This is a genomic window from Pseudomonas sp. Cab53 (assembly GCF_018325965.1).
Lineage (GTDB): Bacteria > Pseudomonadota > Gammaproteobacteria > Pseudomonadales > Pseudomonadaceae > Aquipseudomonas > Aquipseudomonas chlororaphis_E.
The window spans coordinates 1,110,233-1,127,714 of sequence record NZ_AP021902.1; the positions used below are offsets into that span (position 1 = coordinate 1,110,233).

Consider the following 17,482-nt stretch of genomic DNA (forward strand, 5'->3'; position numbering starts at 1 on the left):
CAAACATGTGCGGCCCGCAAAGCAAAGAGCAATAAGTTGAGTGAAGGTTTCCGGCTCGGCTGGTCATGGGCGTCGACCGTTCAACTGTCGAAAGCGTTCTGCAGCCAGTTCAGCTGATCGGCGTTGCTGTCGATGGCAACCACGTCGAAGCGGCAGGGGTGATCGGCCCAGCGAGATTCGCGTTGCAGGAAATACTGTGCAGCGAAGACCAGCTTCTGGCGCTTGCGCGCGTCGATGCTGTCGAGCGCGCCACCCCATTGGGTATTTTTTCTGTAGCGAACTTCAACGAATACTACTGTATCGCCGTCAAGCATGACCAGATCAAGCTCGCCGCGTTTGCACAACCAGTTCTGCGCGACCAGCCGCAGGCCCTGTTGCTGGAGATGCGCGAGGGCCTGGCCCTCGGCATCCCGTCCGCTTTGCTGGCGTGATCGGTCGGGCATCAGCGCTGGGTGTCCGGCAAGCGCTGTACCTGGCCGTTGACGAACTGGGCCCACGGCAACTGGCGTTGAATGCGTTGGGACGGGGACACGGCCAGGCTGCCCGACAGGCCTTCGATGCGGCTGTCCGGCAGTGCCTTGAGCTGGCCCAGGCGAGGTGCCAGGCGGTAGGCGTCCACACCCATCGCGTACAGGCGGCCCAGGCTGCCACCGGCCTGCGGCCACTGGGCGGTGACCTGCTTGCGCAGCGGATCGTTGGCGTCGAGCAACCATGGCGTCTCGCAGAAGCGAATGCCGTTCATGTCGTTGTACTGGTTCTGGTCGCCGCTGGCGCTGAACACCTGGGACGTCGCGTAGACCGGCACGTCACCGGCGTATTGGAAGTTCAGGGTCGGCTTGATCTGCTGGGCCTGCTGCGGCGTCGACGCCAGGAAGATGAACTCGATGTCCTGGCGGCGGGACGGCTGGGCGGCAACGTTGGTGCCCACGGTGTTCTGCAGGCTCTTGGCGCGACCTTCGCTCTGGCGCAGTTGGAACATGTCGGCGATCTGCTGGGCCAGTTGCACCGGTTGGTCAACGCGTTCAGTGGCGATGATGGTGCCGCCGTTGCCCTGCCAGTCCTGGCTGAAGGCTTTCAGGACGCGGTCGCCCCATTCACCCTTCGGCACCATGACGGCGGCGCGGTGCAGACCGTCGGCGCGAGCGCGACGGGCCACTTCGCGGGCTTCATCCTCAGGCGCCAGGCCGAACTGGAACAGTTGGGCGGGACCTTGCTCGCCTTCGCTGTAGTTCAGCGCCAGGGTAGTGATCGGCAATTGCGCGCGGGCGCTGATCTGCTTGACCAAGGGTTTCTCCAGCGGGCCGACCACCAATTGCACGCCGTCGGCCTGGGCCTTGCGGTAGAACTCGTCCATGGAGGTCAGGCTGGAGCTGTCATACAGCTGGATGCCCGGCGGGTTCTGCCCGGCTTGTTGGGCCTGATAATGGGCGGCCAGGAAGCCCTCGCGCAGCGCCTTGGCGACCGAGGCCAGCGGGCCGTTCTGCGGCAGCAGCAGGGCGATCTTGCTCAGCGGCTGGCTCGCCAGCGCCTTGAGCTTGACCAGTGGCGTCGGCAGTTGAAGGGCGGCGGGGTGCTTTGGATTCTGTTCGCGCCAGTGATCGATGGCCGCCTGCTGCTGTTCCAGGGTGCCGGCAGTCTTCACCGCCTGGGCCAGGCTCAGCCAGCCACCCAGGTCATCGTTGGAGATCGGTTGCAGTTGGTCGGTGGGCAGCGAGGCGATCAGCGACCAGATGGCTTCGTGGTTCTTTGCCGCTGCGTCGTTCTCCAGCAGGGGCGCGATGAAGATGCGTTCCTTGGCGGCGGCCAGGGTCTGGCCGTCGGCCTCCAGGGCGCGGGCACGTACGGTGCCGGTGCGGACCTGTTGCTCCACCGGCATTTCGCTCAGGTGTTGCAGGCTAGGATGGCTCAGTGCCGTCAGGGCGGCCTTGGGCTGGTTGCGGGTCATCGCCAGTTCGGCCGACAGCGTGCTGGCGAAAATCTGCTGGCCGGGCTTGAGTTGTTCCATCGGTACTTGTTGCAGGATCTGCGCGGACTGGCCGGCATTGCCCTGGCGGTAGGCCAGGTCGGCGGCGCTCAGGCGCAGCAGCGCGGCTTTTTCCGGCGTTTTGCTTTGGGCGGCCTGTTCGAGCAACTGCTCGATACTGGCATCCGGGGTCCGTGGAAGTTCGCCAAGGCTGGAGGAGGGCGAGCTGGCGCAGGCCGCCAGGAGGGCAGCGAGGCAGAGGGCGGAGAACAGCCGCAGGCAAGCGATCATGTAAGTGTTCCTGATACGAGATCAAATTAGCGTCGAATTGTACCCAAGCACTGGCCGGGGCGCGATGTTAGTGGCGTGAATCGGTCAATTTAGGTATTTCAAAGAGTGCGGTGCAGCACAAAAGACAGGTATTGCCCTGTGGTGCGGGAACAAGCTCCCTCGCCACAACGGCTTACGTGAACAGCCGAGACGTCCTGCACACGCTACAATGGCGGCTTTTACCGATCATGAGGTGTGCGTTTTGACTGCTCCAGGTGCTTTGAATTCCGCTGCCGGCTCGCTTTATGTGGTGGCGACGCCCATCGGCAACCTGGACGATATCAGCGCCCGGGCGCTGAAAATCCTGCAGGACGTGGCCCTCATCGCCGCCGAAGACACGCGCCATTCCCAGCGCCTGCTGCAGCATTTCGGCATCTCCACGCCGTTGGCGGCCTGCCATGAGCACAACGAGCGAGACGAAGGCAGCCGTTTCATTACCCGGCTGTTGGCCGGTGACAACGTCGCGCTGATCTCCGACGCGGGCACACCGCTGATTTCCGACCCAGGCTATCACCTGGTGCGCCAGGCCCGCGCCGCCGGCATCAACGTGGTGCCGGTGCCGGGGGCGTGCGCCTTGATCGCGGCATTGTCCGCGGCGGGCCTGCCGTCGGATCGTTTCATCTTCGAAGGCTTTCTGCCGGCCAAGGCGGTGGGGCGTCGGGCGCGCCTGGAGGCTATAAAGGAAGAGCCGCGCACGCTGATCTTCTATGAAGCGCCGCACCGCATCCTCGAATGCCTGCAGGACATGGAGCTGGTATTCGGTGCTGAGCGGCCGGCGTTGCTGGCCCGCGAATTGACCAAGACCTTCGAGACACTCAAAGGCTTACCCCTGGCGCAGTTGCGCGCCTTCGTCGAAAGCGACAGCAACCAGCAGCGCGGTGAGTGCGTCGTGCTGGTGGCGGGCTGGACGCCGCCGGACAGTGAAGATGCGGTCAGCAGCGAAGCGATGCGCATCCTCGACCTGCTGCTGGAGGAAATGCCGCTCAAGCGCGCCGCTGCCCTCGCGGCGCAGATTACCGGCGAGCGCAAGAACGTGTTGTACCAGGTCGCGCTGGATAAACAGAAGGGGCAATGAAACCGGGGCGCCGGGCTGGCCAAAGGCTTTTAGCGCTTGTTCTTCGGGCGCTCTACCGTTAACCTTCGCGGCGGAGAGTCGATCGGACAGTCGCTGCCCTCTATGAGAATTAGAGGGGGGAGGAAAGTCCGGGCTCCATAGGGCGAAGTGCCAGGTAATGCCTGGGAGGCGTGAGCCTACGGAAAGTGCCACAGAAAATAACCGCCTAAGCGTTTCGGCGCCGGTAAGGGTGAAAAGGTGCGGTAAGAGCGCACCGCACGGCTGGCAACAGTTCGTGGCTAGGTAAACCCCACTTGGAGCAAGACCAAATAGGGTCCCAAGGCGTGGCCCGCGCTGGGACCGGGTAGGTTGCTAAAGATGTCCAGTGATGGCCATCGTAGACGAATGACTGTTCAAGACAGAACCCGGCTTACAGATCGACTCTCCACCTTTTCCCTTCCTGCCTGAATCACTGGCAGACGCAATTCCTAAGACCAAAAAAATCTTACTCTTAATAAATCACTTTAACTTGTGCGCGCAGCTTCCTGTGCCTGCTCGGGTTGGGGTGAAAATTCCTACGTCAGATTCCCGTTAACCCTTCTGAAACGCTCCTAAATCTCCGATCTATAAGGCTTTTCCTGCAATCCGTGCCTTGACGGTGCGGTGGGCGCATTCCTATAGTGTGCGCAAGTGGCGGAAAGTGGCATGAAGTGGGTTTTTTTGAAGGTAAAACGCCAAAAAGTGGAGAAACGCTGACGTGTTTCGCGGAGCCAACGCTATCAGTCTCGATGCAAAAGGCCGTCTCGCCATGCCGAGCCGGTATCGTGACGAGCTCGTTTCGCGAAGTTCGGGACAATTAATCGTCACGATCGATGCCGTTGACCCATGTCTGTGCGTTTACCCTCTGGATGAGTGGGAAATCATTGAAACCAAACTGCGCGCACTGCCTTCGCTGCGTGAAGAAAACCGCCGGCTGCAGCGTTTGCTGATCGGTAATGCCGTCGATCTCGAGCTCGACGGCAGCGGTCGTTTCCTGGTTCCACCGCGTCTGCGCGAATACGCCAAGTTGGACAAGCGCGCGATGCTGGTCGGCCAGCTGAACAAGTTCCAGCTATGGGACGAAGATGCCTGGAATGCGGTTTCTGCCGCTGACCTTGCTGCTATTCAACAACCGGGCGCCATGCCTGACGAACTGCGTGATTTGATCCTGTGACTACTGATAGCGGCTTTAACCACATCACCGTACTGCTTGACGAGGCCGTCGAGGCGCTCGCGGTACGTCCTGATGGCTGCTATCTGGACGGCACGTTCGGTCGCGGCGGGCACAGCCGGTTGATCCTCAGCCAGCTGGGGCCGGGTGGTCGCCTGCTGGGATTCGACAAAGATCCTCAAGCGATTGCCACCGGGCAAGCGCTGGCGGCCGAAGACGGCCGCTTTGTCGTTGTGCAGCGCAGCTTTGCCGAGCTGGGCGCGGAGGTCGCTGGGCGCGGCCTGGCCGGCAAGGTCAGTGGCGTGTTGCTCGACCTGGGCGTGTCTTCGCCGCAGTTGGACGACCCGGAGCGCGGTTTCAGTTTCCTCAACGACGGCCCGCTGGATATGCGCATGGACCCGTCCCGGGGCATCAGCGCCGCCGAATTCGTCAACACCGCCTCGGTAGAAGAAATCGCCCGCGTCTTCAAGGAATACGGTGAAGAGCGTTTCTCCGGGCGCATGGCTCGTGCCGTGGTCGAGCGCCGCGACATCAAGCCTTTCGAACGCACTGGCGATCTGGCCGAGGTGCTCAAGGTTGCCAACCCGGCCTGGGAGAAGGGCAAGAACCCGGCGACCCGGGCTTTCCAGGGTTTGCGCATTCACGTCAATAATGAACTGGGCGACCTCGAGGCCGGCCTCGAAGCGGCGCTCGACGCCCTGGAAGTCGGCGGCCGGCTGGTGGTGATCAGCTTCCACTCCCTGGAAGATCGCATCGTCAAGCTGTTCATGCGCAAGCTCACCAAGGGCGAGGCCGATAATCTGCCACGCAACCTGCCGGTGCGTTTCGAAGCCTTTGTGCCGAAAATCAAGATCCACGGCAAGGCGCAGTTCGCCTCCGAAGCCGAACTCAAGGCCAACCCGCGTGCCCGCAGTGCGGTCATGCGTGTCGCGGAGAAGTTGCGGTGAGCAAGCTCTTCGCCAAGCCCCTGCCAGGCGGCAGCTTTTTCATGCTGCTGCTGTTCATCGGCGTGCTCGTGTCGGCCATCGGCGTGTCCTATAGCGCACATTGGAACCGGCAGTTGCTCAATACCCTCTACAACGAACTCAGCGTGCGCGACAAGGCGCAGGCCGAGTGGGGGCGATTGATCCTGGAGCAGAGCACCTGGACCGCCCATAGCCGCATCGAAGTACTGGCCACCGAACAACTGAAGATGCGCATTCCCGGCGCTGCCGAAGTGCAGATGGTGGCGCCATGATGAAGCTCGAAGGGGCATTGTTCCCGTGGCGGTTCCGCCTGGTCCTGGGGTTGCTCGGGATCATGGTGGCGGCGATTTCCTGGCGCATCATCGACCTGCAGGTCGTCGACCGTGACTTCCTCAAGGGGCAGGGCGACGCGCGCAGCGTGCGACACATTCCGATCCCGGCCCACCGTGGCCTGATCACCGACCGCAATGGCGAGCCGTTGGCGGTGAGTACCCCTGTGACCACCTTGTGGGCCAACGCCAAGGAAATGCAGTTGGCCAAGGAAAAGTGGCCAGCGCTGGCAGCCGCCCTCGGGCAGGATCCCAAGGCTCTGGCCGAACGCCTTGAAGCCCAGGCCAATAAAGAATTCATCTACCTGGTGCGCGGGCTGACGCCTGAGCAAGGCCAAAGTGTGCTCGACCTGAAAGTGCCGGGCGTCTATGGCATCGAAGAGTTCCGGCGGTTCTACCCGGCCGGTGAAGTCACGGCCCACATGGTCGGCTTTACCGACATCGATGACCGCGGCCGTGAAGGGGTCGAGCTGGCCTATGACGAATGGCTCGCTGGCGTCGCCGGCAAGCGCCAGGTCATCAAGGATCGGCGCGGCAGGCTGATCAAGGATGTCCAGGTCACCAAGAACGCCAAGGCCGGCAAGCCCTTGGCGTTGTCCATTGACCTGCGCCTGCAATACCTGGCCAACCGCGAACTGCGCAATGCCATCGTCGAGAACGGTGCCAAGGCCGGCAGCCTGGTGATCATGGACGTGAAGACCGGCGAGATCCTGGCCATGGTCAACCAGCCGACCTACAACCCGAACAACCGTCGCAACCTGCAGCCGGCGATGATGCGCAACCGCGCGATGATCGACGTATTCGAGCCGGGTTCGACCATGAAGGCCGTGTCGATGGCCGCCGCCCTGGAAACCGGTCGCTGGAAGCCGAGCGATACCGTCGAGGTGTACCCAGGCACTTTGCAGATCGGCAAATACACCATTCGTGACGTGTCCAAGACCGAAGGCCCGGTGCTCGACCTGACCGGCATCCTGATCAACTCCAGTAACGTGGGCATGAGCAAGATCGCCTTCGACATTGGCGGCGAGACCATCTACCGCCTGGCGCAGAAGATCGGCCTCGGCCAGGACACCGGCCTGGGCTTCCCGGGCGAACGGGTCGGCAACCTGCCCAACTACCGCGACTGGCGCAAGGCCGAGACGGCCACGCTGTCCTACGGCTACGGCGTTTCGGTGACGGCGATCCAGTTGGTCCACGCGTTTTCCGCGCTGGCGAACAACGGGCGCATCGCGCCGCTGACCCTGATCAAGACCGACAAGGCCCCGCAGACCACCCAGGTGATCCCGGAGAACGTCGCGAAGACCATGCAGGGCATGCTGCAACAGGTGATCGAGGCGCCCCGGGGCGTCTTCCGTGCCCAGGTGCCGGCGTACCATGTCGCCGGTAAGTCCGGTACGGCCCGCAAGACTTCCGTGGGCACCAAGGGCTATGCCGAGAACTCCTACCGTTCGTTGTTTGCCGGCTTCGGTCCGATGAGCGATCCGCGCTACGCCATCGTCGTGGTCATCGACGAACCGAGCAAGGCTGGTTACTTCGGTGGCCTGGTCTCGGCGCCGGTGTTCAGCAAAGTGATGTCCGGCACCCTGCGCCTGATGAACATCACCCCGGATAACCTGCCGCCGACGCAGCAAGCCAGTACCGCACCGGTCGTTCCCTTGAAAGCCGAAGGAGGGCGCGGCTGATGTCCCTGAGCCTGAACAAGATTTTTGCCCATGCCGGGCACGACCTGCTGATTCGCGAGCTGGCCCTGGACAGTCGTAATGTGCGTGCCGGCGATCTGTTCCTGGCGGTGCCGGGCGCCCGTTTCGATGGCCGTGCCCATATCGCCGACGCCCTCCAGCGTGGCGCGGCGGCCGTGGCCTATGAAGTGCAGGGCGCGACGGTGTTGCCGATCACCGACGTCCCGCTGATTCCGGTCAAGGGCCTGGCGGCCCAACTGTCGGACATCGCCGGGCGCTTCTATGGCGACCCGAGCCGCCACCTGAACCTGATTGGCGTGACCGGCACCAACGGCAAGACCAGCGTGACCCAACTGGTGGCCCAGGCCCTGGACCTGCTCGGCCAGCACTGCGGCATTGTCGGAACCCTGGGCAGCGGGTTCCATGGCGCCTTGGCCAGCGGCCTGCACACCACGCCGAACCCGATCGCCGTGCAAGCGACCCTGGCCGACCTGAAAAAGGCCGGTGCCAAGGCCGTCGCGATGGAAGTGTCCTCCCATGGCCTGGATCAGGGACGCGTGACCGCGCTGGCGTTCGATGTCGCCGTGCTGACCAACCTGTCCCGCGATCACCTGGACTACCACGGCACCATGCAGGCCTACGGCGAAGCCAAGGCCAAGCTCTTCGCCTGGAATGACCTGAAATGCCGGGTCATCAACATCGACGACGCGTTCGGCCGGCAACTGGCCGCCGACTCGCACGAGTCCCGGCTGATCACCTACAGCCTGGAAGACGCGGGTGCCTACCTCTATGTACGCCAGGCCCAGTTCGATGACGAGGGCGTGCGCGCCACGTTGGTCACGCCCCAGGGCGAACACCATTTGCGCAGCACCTTGCTCGGTCGCTTCAACCTGAGCAACGTACTGGCCGCCATCGGCGCCTTGCTGGGCCTGGACTACGCGCTGGACGAAATCCTCAAGGTCCTGCCCAAGCTCGAAGGCCCGGCCGGGCGCATGCAGCGCCTGGGTGGCGGCACGCAACCGCTGGTGGTGGTCGACTACGCCCATACGCCCGATGCGCTGGAAAAAGTTTTGATGGCCCTGCGGCCCCATGCCAAGGGCAAGTTGCTGTGCCTGTTCGGCTGCGGCGGCGATCGCGATCGCGGCAAGCGCCCGCTGATGGCCGAAGTGGTCGAGCGGCTGGCCGACGGCGTGCTGGTCACCGATGACAACCCACGGACCGAAGACCCGTTGCAGATTTTCGACGACATCCGTGCCGGATTCTCGGTGGCGGACAACGTCACCTTCGTGGCCGGTCGCGGCCAGGCCATCGCCCAGTTGATCGCCGGCGCTTCGGCGGACGACGTGATCGTGCTGGCCGGCAAGGGCCACGAGGACTACCAGGAAATCAACGGCGTGCGCCATGCCTTCTCCGACCTGGTGGAAGCGGATCACGCCCTGACCGCGTGGGAGGTGGCCCATGCTTAAGGCCCTGACGCTCAGCGAATTGACCAGCGCCCTGAATGCGCGCCTCATCGCCGCGGACGCCACCTTCAACGGCGTCAGCATCGACAGCCGGGCCATTGCGCCGGGCCAGTTGTTCGTCGCCCTGACCGGCCCGCGCTTCGACGGCCACGATTACCTGAACGACGTAGCGACCAAAGGTGCAGTCGCGGCGCTGGTCGAGCGCGAAGTGACCAACAGCGCGCTGCCACAGTTGCTGGTCGACGACACGCGCCAGGCCCTGGGCCAACTCGGTGCGCTGAATCGCGCGGCGTATGGCAACCCGGTCGCGGCCATCACCGGCTCCAGCGGCAAGACCACGGTCAAGGAAATGCTGGCCAGCATCCTGCGCACCCGTGGGCCCGTGCTGGCGACCCGGGGCAACCTGAACAACGACCTCGGCGTGCCATTGACCCTGCTGGAGCTGGCACCGGAGCACACGGCCGCGGTCATCGAGCTGGGCGCTTCGCGGCTCGGCGAAATCGCCTACACCGTGGGCCTGACCCAGCCGCATGTGGCGGTGCTGAACAATGCCGGGACCGCCCACGTCGGCGAGTTCGGCGGGCCGGACAAGATCGTCGAGGCCAAGGGTGAGATCATCGAAGGGCTGCAAGCCGATGGCATCGCCGTGCTGAACCTGGACGACAAGGCCTTCGAAATCTGGAAGACCCGGGCGGGCGAACGCAAGGTGCTGACCTTTGCCTTGAGTAACCTCGCCGCCAATTTCTACGCCAGCGACCTGGACCGTGACGCACGCGGTTGCCCGGCCTTCAACCTGCACAGCCCCGACGGGGCCGAGCGAGTGCAGTTGAACCTGCTCGGCACCCATAACATTGCCAACGCCCTGGCCGCAGCGGCGGCGGCCCATGCCCTGGGCGTGTCGCTGCCAGGCATCGTCGCCGGGCTGAACGCGGTGCAACCGGTCAAGGGCCGTTGCGTCGCGCAGTTGGCCAGCAACGGCATGCGGGTCATCGACGACACCTACAACGCCAACCCGACGTCCATGTGCGCGGCGGTGGATATCCTCGCCGGTTTTACCGGTCGCACCGTGCTGGTACTGGGAGATATCGGCGAGTTGGGCGATTGGGCCCAGCAGGGCCACCACGATGTGGGGGCCTATGCCCGCGGCAAGGTCGACGCGTTGTACGCCGTCGGCCCGATGATGGCCCACGCGGTCGCCGCCTTTGGCGAGAACGCCCGGCACTTCACCACCCAGGCCGAGCTGATCCAGGCGCTGGGCGCCGAGCAGGATCCGAACACCACCTTATTGATCAAGGGCTCGCGTAGCGCTGCGATGGAAAACATCGTCGCGGCGCTGTGCGGCACCCGTATGGAGAAACATTAATGCTGCTGCTGCTAGCGGAGTACCTGCAACAGTTCTACAAAGGCTTCGCGGTCTTCCAGTACCTGACCCTGCGCGGGATCCTGGGTGTGCTGACCGCGCTGTCGTTGTCGCTGTTCCTGGGCCCGTGGATGATCCGCACCTTGCAGAACCTGCAGATCGGCCAGTCGGTGCGTAACGACGGCCCGCAATCGCACCTGTCCAAATCCGGCACCCCGACCATGGGCGGCGCGCTGATCCTGTCGTCCATCGGCATCAGTACCCTGCTCTGGGCCGACCTAGCGAACCGCTATGTCTGGGTCGTGCTGCTGGTGACTCTGTTTTTCGGTGCCATCGGCTGGGTCGATGACTACCGCAAGGTCATCGAGAAGAACTCCCGTGGGCTGCCCAGCCGCTGGAAGTATTTCTGGCAATCGGTGTTCGGCCTCGGCGCGGCGATCTTCCTTTATATGACCGCCGCTTCGCCGGTGGAAACCACCCTGATCCTGCCGATGCTCAAGGACTACAGCATTCCACTGGGCGCCGGCTTCATCGTGCTGACCTACCTGGTCATCGTCGGTTCGAGCAACGCGGTCAACCTCACCGATGGCCTCGACGGCCTGGCGATCATGCCGACGGTGATGGTCGGCGGCGCGCTGGGGATCTTCTGCTACCTGTCGGGTAACGTGAAATTCGCCGAATACCTGCTGATCCCTTATGTACCGGGGGCGGGCGAGCTGATCGTGTTCTGCGGCGCACTGATCGGTGCCGGCCTGGGCTTCCTGTGGTTCAACACCTACCCGGCACAAGTCTTCATGGGCGACGTCGGCGCGCTGGCTCTGGGCGCGGCCCTGGGCACCATCGCCGTTATCGTCCGCCAGGAAATCGTCCTGTTCATCATGGGCGGCGTGTTCGTGATGGAAACCCTGTCAGTCGTCATTCAGGTTGCGTCGTTTAAATTGACCGGCCGCCGCGTATTCCGCATGGCGCCGATCCACCACCACTTTGAACTCAAGGGCTGGCCCGAGCCGCGCGTGATCGTCCGTTTCTGGATCATCACCGTGATTCTGGTGCTGATCGGCCTTGCCACCCTGAAACTGAGGTAGAACGCGTGTCCCTGATCGCTTCCGACCATTTCCGCATCGTTGTCGGCCTCGGCAAGAGCGGCATGTCCCTGGTTCGCTTCCTAGCGAACCGGGGCGTGTCGTTTGCCGTCGCCGACACGCGGGAAAATCCGCCTGAGCTGGCCACGCTGCGGCGTGACTATCCGCAGGTGGACGTGCGTTGTGGCGACCTGGACGTCGAGTTCCTGTGCCGCGCCGACGAGCTCTACGTGAGCCCCGGCCTGGCCCTGGCGACCCCGGCCCTGCAAGCGGCTGCGGCCCGTGGGGTGAAGCTGTCCGGCGACATCGAGCTGTTCGCGCGCAACGCCAAAGCGCCCATCATCGCCATCAGCGGTTCCAATGCGAAAAGCACCGTCACCACCCTGGTGGGCGAGATGGCGGCCGCGGCCGGCAAGCGGGTCGCCGTGGGCGGCAACCTCGGTACACCGGCGCTGGATCTGCTCAGTGACGACGTCGAGCTGTACGTGATGGAGTTGTCCAGCTTCCAGCTCGAAACCACCGACCACCTGGGCGCTGAAGTGGCCACCGTGCTGAACATCAGCGAAGACCACATGGACCGCTACAGCGGCCTGCCGGCTTACCACCTGGCCAAGCACCGGATCTTCCGCGGCGCCCGGCAGGTGGTGTTCAACCGCCAGGATGCCCTGACCCGTCCGCTGCTGGGCGAAGGCCTGCCGTGCTGGTCGTTCGGCCTGGGCGTGCCGGATTTCAAGGGTTTCGGGTTGCGGGAAGAGAACGGCGAGAAATACCTGGCCTTCGAATTCCAGAACCTGATGCCTATACGCGAACTGAAGATCCGTGGCGCCCACAACCAGGCCAACGCATTGGCCGCCCTGGCCCTCGGGTACGCCGTCGGCCTGCCGTTCGACGCCATGCTCTCGGCGCTGCGCACTTTCGCCGGCCTCGAGCACCGCTGCCAGTGGGTGCGCGACCTCGATGGCGTGGCCTGGTACAACGACTCCAAGGCCACCAACGTCGGCGCCGCCCTGGCGGCGATCGAAGGGCTGGGTGCGGACATCGAAGGCAAGCTCGTGCTGATCGCCGGTGGCGACGGCAAGGGTGCCGACTTCAAGGACCTGCGTGACCCGGTGGCGGCCAACTGCCGCGCCGTGGTGCTGATGGGCCGTGACCGCGAATTGATCGCCCAGGCGCTCGGCGACGCCGTGCCGCTGGTTCGCGTCGCCTCCCTCGACGAAGCGGTGCAGCAATGCCGCGCCCTGGCTCAACCCGGCGATGCCGTCCTGTTGTCGCCGGCCTGCGCCAGTTTCGACATGTTCAAGAATTACGAAGAACGCGGACAGCTGTTCGCCCGGGCCGCGGAGGACTTGGCATGAGCCTGATGAATGTCATCAAGCCATACCCGTCGCCGCTGATCACCGGGCGTGGCATCGACCTGGATTTCCCGATGCTCGCCGGTTGCCTGGCCCTGCTGGGCCTGGGCCTGGTGATGATCACCTCGGCGTCCTCGGAAGTGGCCGCGGTGCAATCGGGCAACACGCTCTATCACATGATCCGCCACCTGATTTACCTGGTGATCGGCCTCGGTGCCTGCGTGGTCACCATGATGGTGCCGATCGCCACGTGGCAGCGCCTGGGCTGGATGATGCTGCTCGGCGCCTTCGGCCTGTTGGTGATGGTGCTGGTGCCGGGCATCGGCCGCGAGGTCAACGGTTCGATGCGCTGGATCGGCTTCAGCTTCTTCAACGTACAGCCCTCGGAAATCGCCAAGGTCTTCGTGGTGATCTTCCTGGCCGGTTACCTGGTGCGGCGCCAGAAAGAAGTGCGCGAAAGCTGGATGGGTTTCTTCAAGCCGTTCATCGTGTTGTTGCCGATGGCTGGCCTGCTGCTGATGGAGCCGGACTTCGGCGCCACGGTGGTGATGATGGGCGCGGCCGCGGCGATGCTGTTCCTCGGTGGCGTCGGGCTGTTCCGCTTCATCCTGATGGTGGCGCTGGCGGTGGCGGCCGTGACCGTGCTGGTGCAGGCGCAGCCCTATCGGATGGCGCGACTGATTACCTTCACCGATCCGTGGGCCGACCAGTTCGGTTCCGGCTACCAGTTGACCCAGGCACTGATTGCCTTCGGGCGTGGCGAATGGCTGGGCGTGGGCCTGGGCAACAGCGTGCAGAAGCAGTTCTACCTGCCGGAAGCCCACACCGACTTCGTGTTCTCGGTGCTGGCCGAAGAGCTGGGTGTGGTGGGTTCGCTGTGCACCGTGGCGCTGTTCGTGTTCGTTTGCGTGCGCGGCATGTACATCGGCTTGTGGGCCGAGAAAGCCAAGCAGTTTTTTGCCGCCTACGTGGCGTATGGGCTGTCTTTCCTGTGGATCGGCCAGTTCCTGATCAACATCGGCGTGAACGTCGGCCTGCTGCCGACCAAGGGTCTGACGCTGCCGTTCCTCAGTTATGGCGGCAGCTCCCTGGTGATCTGCTGTGCCTGCCTCGGCTTGTTGCTGCGCATCGAATGGGAAAGTCGAACCCACCTGGGCAGCGAAGAGATGGAATTCCACGAGAGCGACTTCGCCGAGGAGCCGACTCATGGGCGCTAACGTGCTGATCATGGCCGGCGGAACCGGCGGGCATGTCTTCCCGGCGCTGGCCTGTGCCCGGGAGTTCCAAGCGCGCGGCTACACCGTGCACTGGCTGGGTACGCCGCGGGGTATCGAAAACGAGCTGGTGCCTGGCGCCGGCCTGGAGCTGCACCGGATCAACGCCAGCGGTCTGCGGGGCAAGGGCAAGCTGTCGCTGCTCAAGGCACCGCTGATGCTGCTCAAGTCGGTCTGGCAGGCGCGGGCGATCATCCGTCGGTTGCGGCCGGTCTGCGTGGTCGGGTTTGGCGGTTATGTGACCGGCCCGGGTGGCCTCGCGGCCAAACTGGCCGGCGTGCCGGTGATCGTTCACGAGCAGAACGCCGTGGCCGGTACCGCCAATCGGTTACTGGTGCCGTTGGCCGCCCGGGTCTGTGAAGCGTTTCCCGACACCTTTACCCTGTCGGGCAGCCGCCGCACCACCGGTAATCCGGTGCGTACCGAGCTGTTTCTCGATACACCGCGCCCAGCCCTGGCTGGACGCAAGGCGCGCTTGCTGGTCCTGGGCGGAAGCCTGGGGGCAGAGCCGTTGAACAAACTGCTGCCCGAAGCCCTCTCGCAGGTCGCCCCCGACCTGCGCCCGGAAGTGTTTCACCAGGCCGGCAAAAACCACGATGAAGTGACTGCCGAGCGCTATCGCGCCGCTGGCGTCGAGGCGCAGGTGCAGCCGTTCATCAAAGACATGGCCCAAGCCTATGGCTGGGCCGACCTGGTGATCTGCCGCGCAGGCGCGTTGACCATCAGCGAACTGGCTGCCGCCGGTCTGCCCTCGATGCTGGTGCCTTTGCCCCACGCCATCGACGACCACCAGACCCGCAATGCCGATTATTTGGCCCGTGAAGGCGCAGCCTTCCTGATGCCGCAAAGAACGACTGGCGCCGCGGATCTTGCCGCCCGCCTGACAGAGGTTTTGATGCAGCCGCAACGACTTGAAGACATGGCCCGCGCCGCGCGCCGCCTGGCCAAACCCGATGCTACGGCCCAAGTGGTCGACACCTGCCTGGAGGTGGCCCATGGTTGAGAATCGCAAAGCCATGCCGCAGCCGGAAATGCGCCGCATCCGCCGTATCCACTTCGTCGGTATCGGCGGCGTAGGCATGTGCGGAATTGCCGAGGTGTTGCTGAACCTGGGCTACCAGGTCTCGGGTTCCGACCTGAAGGCGTCCCCGGTCACCGAGCGCCTGGAAACCTTCGGCGCCCAGATTTTCATCGGCCACCGCGCCGAGAACGCCGCCAATGCCGACGTGCTGGTGGTGTCCAGCGCCGTGAACACGTCCAACCCGGAAGTCGCCACCGCCCTGGAACGACGCATCCCTGTGGTGCCGCGTGCCGAGATGCTGGCCGAGCTGATGCGCTACCGCCACGGCATCGCCGTCGCCGGGACCCACGGCAAGACCACCACCACCAGCCTGATCGCCTCGGTGTTCGCCGCCGGTGGCCTGGACCCGACCTTCGTGATCGGTGGTCGCCTCAATGCCGCGGGCACCAATGCCCAGCTGGGCACCAGCCGCTACCTGATCGCCGAAGCCGATGAAAGCGATGCCAGCTTCCTGCATCTGCAACCGCTGGTGGCCGTGGTCACCAACATTGACGCCGACCACATGGCGACCTACGACGGCGACTTCAACAAGTTGAAGAAAACCTTCGTCGAATTCCTGCACAACCTGCCGTTTTATGGGTTGGCGGTGGTGTGCCTGGACGATCCGGTGGTGCGCGAGATCCTGCCGTTGATCAAGCGTCCGACCGTCACCTACGGGTTCAGCGAAGAAGCCGACGTACGTGCCATCAACGTGCGCCAGCAAGGCATGCAGACCTTCTTCACCGTGCTGCGCCCCGACCGTGAGCCGTTGGACGTCTCGGTAAACATGCCGGGCAACCACAACGTGCTCAACTCGCTGGCCACCATTTGCATTGCCACCGATGAAGGCGTCAGCGATGAAGCCATCGTCCAGGGCCTGTCCGGGTTCCAGGGCGTGGGCCGGCGCTTCCAGGTCTACGGCGAGCTGCCGGTGGACGGCGGCAACGTGATGCTGGTGGACGACTACGGCCATCACCCAACCGAAGTCGCGGCGGTGATCAAGGCCGTGCGCGGTGGTTGGCCGGAGCGGCGCCTGGTGATGGTCTATCAGCCGCACCGCTACAGCCGTACGCGGGACCTGTACGACGATTTCGTCCAGGTGCTGACCGACGCCAACGTGCTGCTGTTGATGGAAGTCTATCCGGCCGGCGAAGAGCCGATCCCCGGTGCCGACAGCCGCCAGCTGTGCCACAGCATCCGCCAGCGCGGCCAGCTGGACCCGATCTACATCGAGCGTGGCGTGGACCTCGCGCCGCTGGTCAAGCCGCTGTTGCGTGCCGGCGACATCCTGCTGTGCCAGGGCGCCGGTGACATCGGCGGGCTGGCCCCGAAACTGTTGAAAAGTCCGTTATTCGCCGGTGCCATCGTGGCCTCCAGCGAGGGGAAACTGAAATGACTGCTGCCTACGCCAACCTGGTCTCGACCCTCGACCCGAAAGCCTTCGGCCGCGTTGCCGTGCTGTTCGGTGGCAAGAGCGCCGAGCGCGAGGTATCCCTCAAATCTGGCAACGCCGTGCTGCAAGCCCTGCAAAGCGGCGGTGTCGACGCGTTCGGCATCGACGTGGGCGATGACTTTCTGCAACGCCTGCTGAGCGAAAAGATCGACCGCGCGTTCATCATTCTCCACGGTCGCGGCGGTGAAGACGGCAGCATGCAAGGCCTGCTCGAGTGCCTGGGCATCCCCTACACCGGCAGCGGCATCCTGGCTTCGGCCCTGGCGATGGACAAACTGCGCACCAAGCAGGTCTGGCACAGCCTCGGCATTCCGACGCCACGTCACGCGGTGCTGGCGAGCGAGGCCGATTGTATTTCTGCGGCCACGGAACTGGGCTTCCCGCTGATCGTCAAACCGGCTCATGAAGGTTCAAGTATCGGCATGGCGAAAGTGAATTCGCTGCCTGAGTTGACCACGGCATGGAAAGACGCCAGCGCCTACGATTCGCAAGTGTTGGTCGAGCAGTGGATCGCCGGTCCCGAGTTCACCATCGCCACCCTGCGTGACCAGGTGTTGCCGCCGATTGCGCTGGGCACGCCGCACACGTTCTACGACTACGACGCCAAGTACGTCGCCAACGATACCCAGTACCGCATTCCCTGCGGACTGGACAGCGCCAAGGAAAAAGAACTGATGGACCTCACGGCCAAGGCCTGTGAGGCGCTGGGTATCGCCGGTTGGGGCCGGGCGGACGTGATGCAGGACGCCAATGGGCAATTCTGGTTCCTGGAAGTCAACACCGCCCCCGGCATGACCGATCACAGCCTGGTGCCGATGGCGGCGCGTGCCGCCGGCCTGGACTTCCAGCAACTGGTGCTGTCGATCCTGGCGGCCAGTGTCGGCCCGCAAGAGCCAAGAGGTTAAGCC

The 17,482-nt window shown here is 64.1% G+C and carries 15 protein-coding genes and 1 other RNA gene; 14 read left to right on the plus strand and 2 right to left on the minus strand.

Translation table 11 applies throughout. From position 1 onward, the window contains the following. Positions 1-80: 80 nt before the first annotated feature. Both KI241_RS04765 and KI241_RS04770 read right to left on the minus strand, forming a co-directional pair. On the minus strand, positions 81-443 hold the full coding sequence (locus KI241_RS04765; protein ID WP_042729548.1) for a YraN family protein: 363 nt from the start codon (positions 441-443) through the stop codon (positions 81-83). Next, positions 443-2,254: a penicillin-binding protein activator gene (locus tag KI241_RS04770; RefSeq protein WP_212803428.1), complete on the minus strand. Its 1,812-nt coding sequence runs from the start codon at positions 2,252-2,254 to the stop codon at positions 443-445. The genes KI241_RS04765 and KI241_RS04770 overlap by 1 nt, the downstream gene beginning before the upstream one ends. Positions 2,255-2,462: 208 nt before the next feature. Here KI241_RS04770 and rsmI point away from each other — a divergent pair, with 208 nt between their 5' ends. From rsmI to KI241_RS04840, 14 genes are all read left to right on the plus strand, one after another. Beyond that, complete coding sequence (gene rsmI, locus KI241_RS04775) at positions 2,463-3,368, plus strand: 16S rRNA (cytidine(1402)-2'-O)-methyltransferase (protein ID WP_042729550.1); 906 nt, start codon at positions 2,463-2,465, stop codon at positions 3,366-3,368. A gap of 74 nt (positions 3,369-3,442) precedes the next feature. Continuing rightward, an RNA gene (gene rnpB / locus KI241_RS04780) (RNase P RNA component class A) lies at positions 3,443-3,796 on the plus strand. A 308-nt stretch (positions 3,797-4,104) separates the two neighbouring features. After that, positions 4,105-4,560 carry a division/cell wall cluster transcriptional repressor MraZ gene (mraZ, locus tag KI241_RS04785; RefSeq protein ID WP_003205355.1) on the plus strand — a complete coding sequence of 152 codons (456 nt, stop codon included), beginning with the start codon at positions 4,105-4,107 and terminating at the stop codon, positions 4,558-4,560. Beyond that, positions 4,557-5,504, plus strand: a complete 948-nt coding sequence (gene rsmH, locus KI241_RS04790) for a 16S rRNA (cytosine(1402)-N(4))-methyltransferase RsmH (protein ID WP_047738223.1) — start codon at positions 4,557-4,559, stop codon at positions 5,502-5,504. The genes mraZ and rsmH overlap by 4 nt, the downstream gene beginning before the upstream one ends. Beyond that, entirely contained in the window at positions 5,501-5,794 is a 294-nt protein-coding gene (ftsL, locus tag KI241_RS04795) for a cell division protein FtsL (protein ID WP_018930128.1), read from the plus strand. Before rsmH ends, ftsL begins: the two co-directional genes overlap by 4 nt. Next, positions 5,794-7,533, plus strand: a complete 1,740-nt coding sequence (locus tag KI241_RS04800) for a penicillin-binding protein 2 (RefSeq protein ID WP_172679750.1) — start codon at positions 5,794-5,796, stop codon at positions 7,531-7,533. The genes ftsL and KI241_RS04800 overlap by 1 nt, the downstream gene beginning before the upstream one ends. Then, positions 7,533-8,996, plus strand: a complete 1,464-nt coding sequence (locus KI241_RS04805) for a UDP-N-acetylmuramoyl-L-alanyl-D-glutamate--2,6-diaminopimelate ligase (protein ID WP_042729553.1) — start codon at positions 7,533-7,535, stop codon at positions 8,994-8,996. Before KI241_RS04800 ends, KI241_RS04805 begins: the two co-directional genes overlap by 1 nt. Further along, positions 8,989-10,356 (plus strand): UDP-N-acetylmuramoyl-tripeptide--D-alanyl-D-alanine ligase, encoded by a 1,368-nt coding sequence (murF, locus tag KI241_RS04810; RefSeq protein WP_042729554.1) that lies wholly within the window; start codon positions 8,989-8,991, stop codon positions 10,354-10,356. The genes KI241_RS04805 and murF overlap by 8 nt, the downstream gene beginning before the upstream one ends. Next, complete coding sequence (gene mraY / locus KI241_RS04815) at positions 10,356-11,438, plus strand: phospho-N-acetylmuramoyl-pentapeptide-transferase (RefSeq protein ID WP_042729555.1); 1,083 nt, start codon at positions 10,356-10,358, stop codon at positions 11,436-11,438. Before murF ends, mraY begins: the two co-directional genes overlap by 1 nt. Before the next feature lie 5 nt (positions 11,439-11,443). Beyond that, positions 11,444-12,790 (plus strand): UDP-N-acetylmuramoyl-L-alanine--D-glutamate ligase, encoded by a 1,347-nt coding sequence (gene murD, locus KI241_RS04820; RefSeq protein ID WP_212803429.1) that lies wholly within the window; start codon positions 11,444-11,446, stop codon positions 12,788-12,790. A gap of 2 nt (positions 12,791-12,792) precedes the next feature. Beyond that, on the plus strand, positions 12,793-14,004 hold the full coding sequence (gene ftsW, locus KI241_RS04825) for a putative lipid II flippase FtsW (protein ID WP_172679751.1): 1,212 nt from the start codon (positions 12,793-12,795) through the stop codon (positions 14,002-14,004). Further along, complete coding sequence (gene murG, locus KI241_RS04830) at positions 13,994-15,064, plus strand: undecaprenyldiphospho-muramoylpentapeptide beta-N-acetylglucosaminyltransferase (RefSeq protein ID WP_042729558.1); 1,071 nt, start codon at positions 13,994-13,996, stop codon at positions 15,062-15,064. The genes ftsW and murG overlap by 11 nt, the downstream gene beginning before the upstream one ends. Next, positions 15,057-16,517 (plus strand): UDP-N-acetylmuramate--L-alanine ligase, encoded by a 1,461-nt coding sequence (gene murC / locus KI241_RS04835; protein ID WP_042729559.1) that lies wholly within the window; start codon positions 15,057-15,059, stop codon positions 16,515-16,517. Before murG ends, murC begins: the two co-directional genes overlap by 8 nt. After that, positions 16,514-17,479, plus strand: a complete 966-nt coding sequence (locus tag KI241_RS04840; protein ID WP_042729560.1) for a D-alanine--D-alanine ligase — start codon at positions 16,514-16,516, stop codon at positions 17,477-17,479. The genes murC and KI241_RS04840 overlap by 4 nt, the downstream gene beginning before the upstream one ends. Positions 17,480-17,482 lie beyond the last annotated feature (3 nt).

Excerpts from the sequence above, each read along its gene's own strand:
- KI241_RS04765 (WP_042729548.1), bottom strand. The coding sequence starts at position 443 with ATGCCCGACCGATCACGCCAGCAAAGCGGACGGGATGCCGAGGGCCAG.
- KI241_RS04770 (WP_212803428.1), bottom strand. The coding sequence starts at position 2,254 with ATGATCGCTTGCCTGCGGCTGTTCTCCGCCCTCTGCCTCGCTGCCCTC.
- rsmI (WP_042729550.1), top strand. The coding sequence starts at position 2,463 with ATGGCGGCTTTTACCGATCATGAGGTGTGCGTTTTGACTGCTCCAGGT.
- KI241_RS04800 (WP_172679750.1), top strand. The coding sequence starts at position 5,794 with ATGAAGCTCGAAGGGGCATTGTTCCCGTGGCGGTTCCGCCTGGTCCTG.
- KI241_RS04805 (WP_042729553.1), top strand. The coding sequence starts at position 7,533 with ATGTCCCTGAGCCTGAACAAGATTTTTGCCCATGCCGGGCACGACCTG.
- murF (WP_042729554.1), top strand. The coding sequence starts at position 8,989 with ATGCTTAAGGCCCTGACGCTCAGCGAATTGACCAGCGCCCTGAATGCG.
- mraY (WP_042729555.1), top strand. The coding sequence starts at position 10,356 with ATGCTGCTGCTGCTAGCGGAGTACCTGCAACAGTTCTACAAAGGCTTC.
- murG (WP_042729558.1), top strand. The coding sequence starts at position 13,994 with ATGGGCGCTAACGTGCTGATCATGGCCGGCGGAACCGGCGGGCATGTC.
- murC (WP_042729559.1), top strand. The coding sequence starts at position 15,057 with ATGGTTGAGAATCGCAAAGCCATGCCGCAGCCGGAAATGCGCCGCATC.
- KI241_RS04840 (WP_042729560.1), top strand. The coding sequence starts at position 16,514 with ATGACTGCTGCCTACGCCAACCTGGTCTCGACCCTCGACCCGAAAGCC.